Raw genomic sequence first — 11533 nt, 5'->3', positions numbered from 1 at the left:
AGAAAATGTTGAGGTAAGACTAGAATTTTTTAAGTGCAGTTGTGCCAAGATTCTGGACAGGGTGATTCTAAGTCTCCAAGGCTTTTTGTATAAAATCTACAGATGGTGTTTTTAGGTGGCGCAGTCGATATGAGTTAGAGGCATAAATTAATGACAAATAGGCTGTCCATCATCACGCAAAGGCTAAGTCCTAATCTATTGAAGATTTTAGGGAATGCAACCTGGCTGTTTTGCGACAAGATTTTACGGATGGCGATCGGACTAGTTGTAGGTGTCTGGGTTGCGCGTTATTTAGAACCGCAGCAGTTTGGTCTTTATAATTATGCGTTTGCATTCTCCTCTATCTTTAACTCGATCGCGAACTTGGGTCTCGATGGAATCATCATCAGAAACATAGTCCGTGAGCCGGAATGCAAAGATGAGACGCTGGGAACCGCTTTAATTCTAAAGTTAGTGGCCCAGCTACTAGCCATTTTGGTAGCAGTTAGCATTATTCTAATACTTCGCCCTCAAGAAGCTATATTGCATTGGCTAGTTGCAATTTTTACAGCAGGAATGCTGTTTGAATCCTTTTATGTTATTGACTTCTGGTTCCAGTCACAAACTCAATCAAAATACTCGATTTGGGCTAAAAATATAGCATTAGTCGCCGCCAATCTTTTGAGAGTTTTACTGATTTATCTACATGCTTCGTTAACTCTATTTGCATTATCTTACTTAGTAGAAGCTTCTTTAAGCGCGCTTGGCTTATTGAGCATTTATCGACTTCAAGGAAACCTGATTAGAGCCTGGAGATTTAGCACTGAACGTGCCGTAGAATTGCTAAAAGATAGCTGGACATTAATTCTCTCCAGTTTTGTCATCATGATCTACATGAGAACTGATCAAATTATGATCGGGCAGATGAGAGACGACGCAGCGGTTGGCATCTATTCAGCAGCAGTTAGAGTATCGGAACTTTGGTACTTTATCCCCTTAGCTATCACCAGTTCCATCTTTCCAGCCCTTGTACAAGCTAAACAAAAAGGCTCAGAGATTTATTTTGATCGACTTCAAAAAGTTCTCGATTGGTTGTCCGTCCTGGGATATGCGATCGCATTGATTGTGTCATTATCTGCTAATCAAATCGTGACGCTGCTCTACGGAGAAAGTTATGCAGAGGCTGGAATAATCTTATCAATTCACATCTGGAGTGGTCTGTTTGTCTCGCTAGGATTGGTGCGAACCTCCTGGACGACAGTAGAAGGCTATATGTCGGTTGCGTTTCTGTCAACTGCGATCGGAGCAGGAATTAATGTCGTTCTAAACTATTTCTTTATCCGGCTTTATGGAGGAGTCGGAGCGGCTATTTCTACTCTGATTGCTCAATGTTTTGCATCTTACATTGCAACTGCTTTCTTTGCAAAAACGAGAGCATTTTTTGGAATGCAAACCAAAGCTTTAATAATCCCCAGCGCTCTTTATAGAATAAGTAAGAGCATTAAGAGTTTTTGTGATCGTTCATCCAGGAGAGATTGACATGCGGAAGGTTCTTCGTGAGAGAGTTAGAAATATTCTAATCAGGATCTATCGACTCATTTTTCTTAGAAAATCGCTTTTTAGGTTAAACCAATTAATTTTTCAACTTAGTTTGAGAGGAATAGGACTCCTCAACTATGACGATGATCAGCAGAGTGGAGAAGATGCCTTTCTCAACCAAATTTCTGAGTTTCTAAATGATGGGGTGGTCATTGACGTGGGTGCCAATGTTGGAGAGTATTCTAATAAAGTTAGAAGGCTTTCACAAACTGCCAAGATATATGCATTTGAGCCTCACCCAACAACTTTTGAGAAGTTATCAGATCAGGCAAGCCAGCATCATTACACTGCAATCAATGTAGCCTGTAGTGATATCCAAGGAAAGCTAAAACTATACGATTATCAGGGCGCTCAATGTGGCTCAACTCATGCCTCTCTTTATCAAGACGTTATCAATGACATTCACAAAGGCGCTTCTGAAAGTTGGGAAGTAGATGTGATCACTTTGGATGAGTTTATTCAACGCTCTAATCTCGATCGCATCAGACTTCTCAAAGTTGACACAGAGGGAAATGAACTGAAGGTTTTATTAGGGACTCAGCAGACACTAAAGCAGAGAAATATAGATATGGTGCAATTTGAGTTTAATGAAATGAATGTAGTCAGTCGAGTCTTTCTCAAAGACATTCTAAATTTGCTAACTGATTACTCATTCTACAGATTGCTTCCAGATGGACTGATTCCAAGGGGTGATTATTCTCCAATGCATTGGGAAATTTTTGCTTATCAAAACATTGTTGCAATTAATAAGAAATTTCTTCCTGAAGTTCAGCATTCTCTCAAAATTTAACCCAGTCAAATCCTGATAGTTTTATCTCTCGTTAGCTCCTTAGAAAGAAGAAATGACTCCTGTTGCCTTTCTCATTTTTAATCGGCCGCACACTACTGCCAGAGTCTTTGAAGCGATTCGACAAGCTAAACCAACCCAGTTGCTTGTTGTGGCGGATGGGCCGCGATCGAACCGCACTGGAGAAGCTGAACAATGTGCTGCGGTGCGTGCCATTATTGATCAAGTTGACTGGGATTGTGACGTATTAAAAAACTATTCTGATATCAATCTAGGCTGTAAGCAGCGTGTTTCTACCGGGCTAGATTGGGTGTTTGAGCAAGTAGAGGAGGCGATTATTTTGGAGGATGATTGTCTACCAGATTCAACGTTTTTTCCTTTTTGTGAAGCTCTACTTGATCGCTATCGTGATGATTTGCGGATTATGGCGATCGCAGGCAGTAATTTTCAGTTTGGTCGCAGACGAATGCCCCACAGCTACTATTTTTCCTGTTATCCACACATTTGGGGCTGGGCAACTTGGCGACGAGCATGGCAACAGTATGACCTTGAGATGCAGCAGTGGGAAACTCTGCGTGATGATAACTGGCTCAATGATTGGTTGGGTGACAAGAATGCTGCTCGATATTGGACAAAAATGTTTCAGACCTTCTATGAAAACAAAATTGATACGTGGGATTTTGCTTGGATTTATTCATGTTGGTTGCAAAGTGGTTTAACTGTTTTACCCCATGTCAACCTGGTCTCTAATATCGGGTTTGATTCAGTTGCAACTCATACAAGAGATGTAGAAAGCGCCTTTGCAAACCTCCCTTCAACTGAAATGGAATTTCCCCTACAGCATCCCCCTTTCATGATTCGAGATAGGCAGGCTGACCAATTTACTGAAAAAACTCACTTTAATCCCCGCCTTCTCTCTAAGATTAAACGTAAAATTTTCAAATGATTAGCTGGATAAGCAGTATTTTGTTCGAGTCTATAGTTTCAAACAAACTAAGCAAATGGAGAAAAGATAATGAATCTAGAATGGGATGCTAATTTATCAAACCAAGAGTCTAAAGAAATTAAGCGCTTGCTGCTGAAAGCAAAGCATTCTCCCCCAGATCTTCAAGATATTTGGAATCTAATGGATGTGGTTTGGAATGAACTAAATTGTGATAATGTACGCTTGAATTGGGAAGAGATCTCAGCTTTTTATAGACATCCAATTTGGATACTCTATGGATTATTTGTTGAACAAGACGAAACTTCACTGCGGCATCGTCAGCTAATATCTGATTGGATTAATCAAAACCAAATTACATCAGTTGTAGATTTTGGTGGAGGATTTGGAACGCTTGCTCGTATGCTTGCTGAGAAGGGCAAAAAATTGACGATCGATGTTTGTGAACCCCATCCTAGCCAATATGCAATTCTGAAAACTAAGAGCTACGAAAACATCAAATTCGTGGAATCTCTAGAACGAAAATACGATTGCCTAATAAGTACAGACGTTCTGGAACACGTTCCTGACCCTTTGAATTCTTTAGCTGAAATGATTGCAGCAGTAAAGATAGACGGATATTTAATCGTTGCAAATTGCTTTCGTCCAGTTATAAAATGTCACTTGCCGATGACGTTCCATTTCCGTTATACCTTCAATCTATTTGCTGAAATGATGGGACTCAAAATGATTCATAAATTAAACGGGAGCCATGCTTTTGTATACCAAAAAGTTTCTGTAGGTTCCTTCGATTGGAAGAAACTGCGGAGGCTTGAGAAAGTATCAAAAATTCTATTTCCATTAATTAGTTTTGGTACTCATTTGCTGAAAGCAATTGGCTTAAGAAGATAGAAGTTCTTCATGTCTAGTTGACTTACACAACCAAACTTGATGCGAGGAGGTTTTGCAACATATCCTCATTGTTAATTTTAACAGGGTAGTGAATTGGACTGGACATGAACGGCAGACATACTATTACAACCTCATAAGATGTCTGAGAACTAACTTCAAGATTTGCCCGGTATCTCAAGATTTTCCAAACATCCTTTCGCCTCTGCAAACAAGGATAAGTAACGTTTGGCTTGTAGGTCTAATCTAAACTCCTGTTCAACCTTTTCACGGGCCGCATAGCGCAATTTCTGGGATTGACTGTTTTCAAGTACCCAGGTGATACCTTGTGCCAAGTCGATCGCGTCCAAAGGTTTTGCCAGATAGCCGTTTTGCTGATGATCAATCATATCCGGCATTCCACCAATATTAAAAGCAACACAGGGAGTTCCACAGGCGATCGATTCCATTACGGTATTTGGCAAATTGTCTTCTAGAGAAGGAGCAACGAATACATCAACGGCTGAATAAACTTGGGCTAAGGCAGTTTCATCATTGAAGTTTCCTAGATAATGCGCTTTAATTCCCAAGTCAATTCCATCAGAATGAGAGGCACCAAAAATGACAAGTTCACAGCGATCGCGAAGTTTGTGGTTGAGAGTTTCTAGCGCCGATCGCAAGTAGTTAAAGCCTTTTCTTGAGTTGCTAAGAGCATCACTTGCCCCAAAAAGAATTAAGTATTTATCCAAAGGAAGTTTCAGCTTATTCCTAACAAAGGTCTGCTCAAAAGGCTTATAGGTTTCTGTATCTAACCCATAAGGAATTACTTCAACTCTATAATCTTGAAATAAGGCACTTGAACGAGCGCAATTAGCCAGCCAGCGACTTGGAGTTACGATCGTTGGATTCAAATCAGTCCAAGCTTTTGACTTACGCTGCCACACCCAACTTGATAGATCTAAATTATATTTAGGCGGCATTTGTGGGCAGCTTTCACAGGCTTTTAGGTAGCGATCGCACCCCTGACTATAGTGACATCCCCCTGTAAAACCCCACATATCGTGCAGTGTCCAAACGATCGGCTTTTTTAGTTGAGCGATCGCTTCTATCTTGAGAAAACCACCCCCAATCCAGTGAATATTAATAATATCGGGATCTAGTTCTTTAATCTTAGACAAATTAAACGCAGGAACCCAATGTAAAGAATAAGGAGTTCGCTTACTTTTATCTAACCCTCTAAACAATATTTTAGGTAGAGAGTCAACAGAAGTTTTTAGCCGACTTAAGGTTTGAGTAACTTTTTGATCAGCCCCAATCACAGAAGAATCCTGACTAAACTTAGCTCGCACTAACATCTTTGAGTCAGTTCCACAATTGACCAATCCCTGGTGCAGTCGATAAGCAGAACGCGCCGCGCCGCCGCTAATGTCAAAGGTACTGAGTAGTAAAGTTTTCAAGCTACCCCTTCTTTTGGTAAACAACGATAACTGAATGTCCAACTGGTAGTGCCCGATCGTCTTGTAGACCGGGTTCTAAAAATAGACTGATTAAGGTCGAAAACTTGGAGATCAGCCGATAAATCAGTGAATCATCTAACAGCCGCTCTCGAATGCTAAATAACTGCTTGAGGCGCTGGGTCAAGATGTAGGCGAGATATCCTTTTCTATGTAAAGGAGACAGCTTTTCGTGACGAATAGAGATCAACTTTAGATCAAAGAAATCAGCTACATACATCAAAGCTTTGTCAGACCACCAGGTTACATGATGAGGCGGAATGTTGAGTACATTGTTAGTCAGTAATGCATAAAAAGAATCAGCACTGGGCACTGAATAAATCAACAAGCCACCGGGTTTGAGACATTGAAGACTAGCCTCAATAAACGATCGAACGTTTGCAACATGTTCTAATACTTGAAAGGCACAGACGACATCATAATATTCAGTCTTTGAGGCAGCATGTTCTTCCACAAATTCTCTAATTACGGTGAAACCTTTTTGAGATGCCATCGTTTGGGCTTTTTCACTTAGCTCTAATCCAACGTAGTTTTGAACGTCAATTTTCTCAGCAAAGGCTCCACTTCCGCAGCCGACTTCAAGAAGAAGGTCAGTTTTTTTAATTAGATTTTTGACATACTCATATTCATACTTTTCATCGGTATAGTACCAATCAAATCTTTGGAGTTTTTCATAAAATTGCTCTGACCCCATAACAGCAGGATAAAAAAACCTTAAGTCTGATTTAGTGCAGTGATAAAAACCAATTTGTTGAACTTGTTCTAACTCAGATGAAACATCTAACCTCAAATAGGATTGACGGTAGACTTTCTTTAAAACCTCCGCGTCGATTTTGTCGAGCAGCGAAATATCAGACTCGCCGCTAAGAGGACAAAAAATGCTCATCTCTTTCACCATCTTGCAAACTTGTGCGGTTTCGATTTGAGTAGACTTAGGTTAGTTTGGCTAACTTTGATAGGGAAGTAGTTTATTAAAACACACGGTTGCCCACAACTCTCGAAATTGTAGAGCCAATATCTTTAATCACGCAGTCTCCGCAAATTTGTGAGCACACAAAAGTTTGAACCTGAAGCCAAGCGCTCTTTTTTGACACTCTCCAGGGCTAAAGCCACGGGGATTCTTGGCTCTACGACAGTACTTGCTCAGGCAGGTTGTCACCAGCATGAGTAGAGGCTCCGTCTCCCCAAGCGTTGCACGGTTCAAGACCTGATCTGAGTCGTTCAAACAAAAAAATAGAGCAGACTGTGCAATCTGCCCTAAGCTTGAGAAATTAGATCGAGCGACTCGTGTCTACAGCACCAGCGGAAGGTCAGTCGATGAGCTAAAGTTCAATCCGTCAAGCTTCCAAATCGTTGTTGAGTTGGTATTGTCTGCTCGCCATAGAATATCTACTTTTCCATCTTTGTCATAGTCTTGGAGTCCGACAACTTCCCAGTTCGCGCCTCCTACGGTCGGTAGTGAGAAGGATGACTCAAAGCTGGTGCTATTTATCTTCCAAACGTTGGTAAAGCCATCTTGAGCGTCATACCAGAGAATGTCGATCGAGCCATCTCGGTCAAAGTCAGCTACGCCCGCAATCCTCCAGTTAGATCCCAGAATCGAAGGCAGCGTTATAGAAGACCCAAAACTGGTGTTGTTCATCTTCCAAACGCTGTTGGCTCCAGTGTTGGAGTCGCGCCAGAGAATGTCGGTAAAGCCATCCTTGTCAAAGTCTGCCAACCCTGCGACGCTCCAGCCTCCTGTGACGGTTGCCAGCGCGATTGACGAGGCAAAACTGGTGCCGTTCATCTTCCAAATGCCGTTGCCTCCGGTGTTGGGGTCGCGCCAGAGAATGTCGGTAAAGCCATCCTTGTCAAAGTCTGCCAACCCTGCGACGCTCCAGCCTCCTGTGACGGTTGCCAGCGCGATTGACGAGGCAAAACTGGTGCCGTTCATCTTCCAAATGCCGTTGCCTCCGGTGTTGGGGTCGCGCCAGAGAATGTCGGTAAAGCCATCCTTGTCAAAGTCTGCCAATCCCATCACTTTCCAGCCTCCAGTCACGGTGGGCAGGTCGATCGACGAGGCAAAACTGGTGCCGTTCATTTTCCAAATGCTGTTTTGTCCGGTGATTGCGTTGCGCCAGAGCAGGTCGATCGAGCCATCTCGGTCAAAGTCGGCGTTGCTCACTACTTGCCAGGCAGAAGTCGCATCATCATTGACCAAAATTCCTAACCCAATGCCTGTGCCGCTGATGGTTGCATTATTCGCATTAGAGAGCCGAACGCCAAAACTTTCGTTATTTTCGGGCTGGGTGTCTCCGTTGGCAAGAAGGGTGATAGTTTGAGTTGTTTGATTGGGGGCAAAGGTGAGTTGACCAGAAGCCGCTACATAGTCACTATTAGCGACGGTGGCTGTGGCATCAACCGTGGTGTAGTTGACGGTGACGGTATCATTGACAGCTTGCGAGAGTGTGACGGTGAAGGTATAAGCCGTGGTGCCGCTGTTACCTTCGTTTTGAGTGACCCGGTTGATGCCAAGGGTGGGGAGGGGAGTAACCGCGATCGTAACCGTTTCTACCGCCGTACTAAATGCTGTGGTGCCTCCGTTGTTGGTGACATTCACACTGGCTTGTCCGTTGCTTCCACCATCAGCCCCATCCCAGGCTCGAACGCTAATTTGTGCGTTACCCGCATAGGTGGCATTGGGGACAAATCGAATCCGGGTGTCGGTCTGAAGGGCGATCTGGCCCACATTGAAGATGCCTTGAGCCGAAGTCGTGTTGTCACCCAAAAAGACAAAGTTAGGCAGCGCATAGGGACTAGGCGATCCGTCTGGAGAAGTCCAGTTGCGGTAGTCGCGCAAAGTCCCCGTCAAAATCTGCGTTCCATTAGCAAACAACTGATAGGTGTCGCCTTGAATCGCTAATCGGTAGGCCGTGAGCGCATTGGTGTTAAAGGAGATACTTTCGGCTCCTACAAACTGATTTTGAGCATCTAAATTTTGGGCAAAAATGCGACCGTTCGTGCCGTCAAATTGAAAGCCTAGCTCAATGCCTTGATTGTCCTGACCGAGCAGAATGACTGCAAAGCCTCGATCGTTATTCGTATGGGTTTCTTGCAGAACTTGTAGATTGAAGGAGAGATCGTAACCGGAAGCGCGATCGAGGGATGGAAACGCTGGATTCTTGAAGGATTGTGAGAAATCAGGATTGATTTGATAGTTGGTGTAGCCTGCATAGTTGCGGATGTCTGCTGTGGTGTTGAGCAGAGTGCCGTTGGTTCCAGGGAATTGAGTTGAGGTTCCCGCTAAAGCTATACCAGAGACAAATCGCAGATTGTTATAAGACAGCCAACTCTGGGTGTTAATCGCATTTCCTAGTTCAGGGGCGTAGAGAGGCGTTGCGCCTAACAAGGTAGCAGCATTGTCCGAAACAGTGCCCAGATTTGTCCAGTTAGTGCCGCCGTTTGTAGAGAATTGCCAGGTTCCATTGGTGTTGTCGGCTCCGGTAATGGCAATCCCCTTGAGTGCTCCAAAGTCTGCATCCGTGATGCCCGTTCCGCCCAAACTCGCAATCAGATCAGCGACTCGCGTCCCAATGGGATTAGAGACTCCTTGCCGAATAGTTGGTAAAGTCGGGTTGCCAGTAGTATCTAGCACAGGAGCAACGTTGCCACGCAAGCTATTGATCCAGGTTGTATTACTTCCACCGTTAGGAAGTCCAGGCGTTGCAGATGTGGATACGGTATCAGGCGACCAGTTATTTGCATTGGTAGCACCCGCAGCACCGTTACTCTGGTAGGCCGTAAATTTTCCTCCGTCACTGCTTTGTCTAGGCAGAACATAAATTTGTGTTCCACTGGTATTGATTAGCTGCGGAAGATCTGTCTGGCTTGCATTACCAAATTCACCAGACAGTCCACTCCAGCCAAGAGTGCGAGTGATTGCAAAGTTTCCAGTGGCGTTTAGGGAAGAGACTTGTAGAGAGTAGTCTCCTGCTGTGGGGTTATAGGCTAAGTCCGGGGTGATCGTTCCATCTTGATCACCCCCGTTGTACAGCACAATCAACGTTCCCGATTTCAACGATGCAAAGCCAGTACCAGTTAGTTGAATGTTTAGTGAATTGTTGCCATCCAGGAGTCGATGGTTCTGAAGATTCAGGTTATCGGTGACGACCAAAATTTCGACCCACTCTTTCCCTCCACCACTGCCTTGAGAAAACTCGTTGATGATCACATCCCCTACATTTGCCAAAGTGTGGTCGTAACGGGCCAAAGCTTGTGGGTCGAAGGCTAAAGGTGTCTCAATGTCTCCCGTCTTCACCTCCAAATCCCAATCGCCACCGAGGGCCGAGTTTCCGGTCACGTCATCCGAAGCGGCGACCTCTGCACCTGTCAATTTTGCTAACTGTTGCACAAAGGTTTGACCAATCTCACCCCGTGCCACATCGCAGCCGTAGAGCAAAATATCGGCATCTTCGGTCAGCGCACTTGCCCAGGATTGTAGTTGGTTGGCGTAACGATCGAGATCGCCCAAATTCACCCAATCCCCTCCCAACGCCAAACGTCCGGCTGCTCCATGAGAGAGAATCTGCAAACTGGAAATGTTGGATCGTCCTGTCAGAGTCTGAGTAATCTGAGCGATCGCGTCCGTCGAATCGAGAATGTGAACTTCGGCTTGGGTGCCTGCGATCAAACTTTGATAATCGCTCACCTTGGAATCGACAAACAGTAGAGAAGCCGATCGCGACGGTGAAGTTGTGAGCGGGGCTGATGCCGCCTGCGAGGTCAAATCGGGTAAGGCTGTCTCTAACGACACTTCAGAACGATTCCAAACGGACGATCCAGCAGATTCCATACTCTGTACTCCTAAAACTCACAAGTTAAAACGATCGGGCAACTCTAAATTTGTGTCGGCAAAAGACTAAAGTCATTGTGCCCGCTATTAAGTTACAAAAATCACTCAGCTTATCCGGAAATTACCAGCTTTAGAAATAATAATTGACTCAAAAAACACCCATACAAAACAATCTGGCTGTGAGTTAACGCAACAAACTTCACCGATTCGCCTGTATTTGAACAAGAAGGATTTGTATAAATTGTGAATTGACTTCTGTTTTTAATAGCGATTACAACAAAAATCAGTCCCTTCACGGCTCGGTTTACTTATGTCGTTAGATAGGTTTTCTTTCTAATAAATTAAGGAAAATTAGCTAAACAGGGAATTATTCAGTAAAATCTGTACGCATTGGATAAACAATTCCTTAAAATCGTTATGGTGAACCAACAGGGCACTAATCAGGGTGGCACTTCTCCGGCGCTCCCCCCTCGAAAACGACTCTCCACTCGAAAACAGCCTCCCTTCTGGCTAAGAATTTTAATCACATTCGCCGATCGATATCCCTTCTTGCTCTGGAGCGGAGTTTGGCTGCTGATGGTGTCGATGTCCTGGGCTGGCGTTAGAAGTTTGATTCATATCGATCTGGCAGAGGTCGAAACGCCACAGCCGCAACTGGCAGTCGAAACCCCTCAGCCCTCACAATCTCCTCAGTTTGAAGCCAAGCCTGCCTCTTCGTTTGGATTGTTAGCCGCGATCGCGCTGGGCTGTGGTGGCATGTCTTTCTTGCTGGCCAGACAACTGACCCCTAGCAAACCTCAACCGAGACTGGTGACCCGCCCAAAACCCCGTTCTACTATGCAGATCGCGGCTCCTCAGAGGTCTACTCCTGCGGCCAGCCCTCAACCGATCGTGACTGTCGTTCCGACTGAGGAGGCGCATCCTTTAGACTGGGGCGATGCGAGCTTGGCGGACATGATGGACATTCGCAAACAAAAGTCGATTTCTTCGCTGATGTGAGGGTGACGACT

8 protein-coding genes are annotated in these 11533 nt (G+C 44.4%); 5 read left to right on the top strand and 3 right to left on the bottom strand.

All coding sequences use genetic code 11. The features are described from left to right. Positions 1-150: 150 nt before the first annotated feature. The 4 genes from ACKFKH_RS19615 (at position 151) to ACKFKH_RS19600 (ending at position 4199) form a co-directional block, all read left to right on the top strand. The gene (locus ACKFKH_RS19615) at positions 151-1518 is read left to right on the top strand and encodes a flippase (protein WP_446860026.1); all 1368 of its coding nucleotides are present in this window, start codon (positions 151-153) and stop codon (positions 1516-1518) included. Next, the gene (locus ACKFKH_RS19610) at positions 1493-2368 is read left to right on the top strand and encodes an FkbM family methyltransferase (protein ID WP_446860025.1); all 876 of its coding nucleotides are present in this window, start codon (positions 1493-1495) and stop codon (positions 2366-2368) included. The genes ACKFKH_RS19615 and ACKFKH_RS19610 overlap by 26 nt, the downstream gene beginning before the upstream one ends. A gap of 52 nt (positions 2369-2420) precedes the next feature. Next, the gene (locus ACKFKH_RS19605) at positions 2421-3311 is read left to right on the top strand and encodes a glycosyltransferase family 2 protein (protein ID WP_446860024.1); all 891 of its coding nucleotides are present in this window, start codon (positions 2421-2423) and stop codon (positions 3309-3311) included. A gap of 69 nt (positions 3312-3380) precedes the next feature. After that, entirely contained in the window at positions 3381-4199 is an 819-nt protein-coding gene (locus tag ACKFKH_RS19600; RefSeq protein WP_446860023.1) for a class I SAM-dependent methyltransferase, read from the top strand. Between the two features lie 155 nt (positions 4200-4354). On the opposite strand, the gene ACKFKH_RS19595 is transcribed toward ACKFKH_RS19600, so the two are convergent. The 3 genes from ACKFKH_RS19595 to ACKFKH_RS19585 all read right to left on the bottom strand — a co-directional run bounded on the left by ACKFKH_RS19595 (position 4355) and on the right by ACKFKH_RS19585 (position 10523). Continuing rightward, entirely contained in the window at positions 4355-5632 is a 1278-nt protein-coding gene (locus tag ACKFKH_RS19595) for a glycosyltransferase family 4 protein (RefSeq protein ID WP_446860022.1), read from the bottom strand. A 1-nt stretch (position 5633) separates the two neighbouring features. Then, positions 5634-6575 (bottom strand): class I SAM-dependent methyltransferase, encoded by a 942-nt coding sequence (locus ACKFKH_RS19590; RefSeq protein WP_446860021.1) that lies wholly within the window; start codon positions 6573-6575, stop codon positions 5634-5636. A gap of 405 nt (positions 6576-6980) precedes the next feature. Then, positions 6981-10523 (bottom strand): DUF4347 domain-containing protein, encoded by a 3543-nt coding sequence (locus ACKFKH_RS19585; RefSeq protein ID WP_446860020.1) that lies wholly within the window; start codon positions 10521-10523, stop codon positions 6981-6983. 417 nt (positions 10524-10940) lie between these two features. Between ACKFKH_RS19585 and ACKFKH_RS19580 the strand changes: the two genes are divergently transcribed. Further along, on the top strand, positions 10941-11522 hold the full coding sequence (locus tag ACKFKH_RS19580; RefSeq protein WP_446860019.1) for a hypothetical protein: 582 nt from the start codon (positions 10941-10943) through the stop codon (positions 11520-11522). The last annotated feature ends 11 nt before the right edge of the window (positions 11523-11533 follow it).

Source organism: Phormidesmis sp. 146-20, assembly GCF_052939475.1.
The sequence above is the reverse complement of the archived record's forward strand: the minus strand, read 5'-3'. Positions and strand labels throughout refer to the sequence as shown.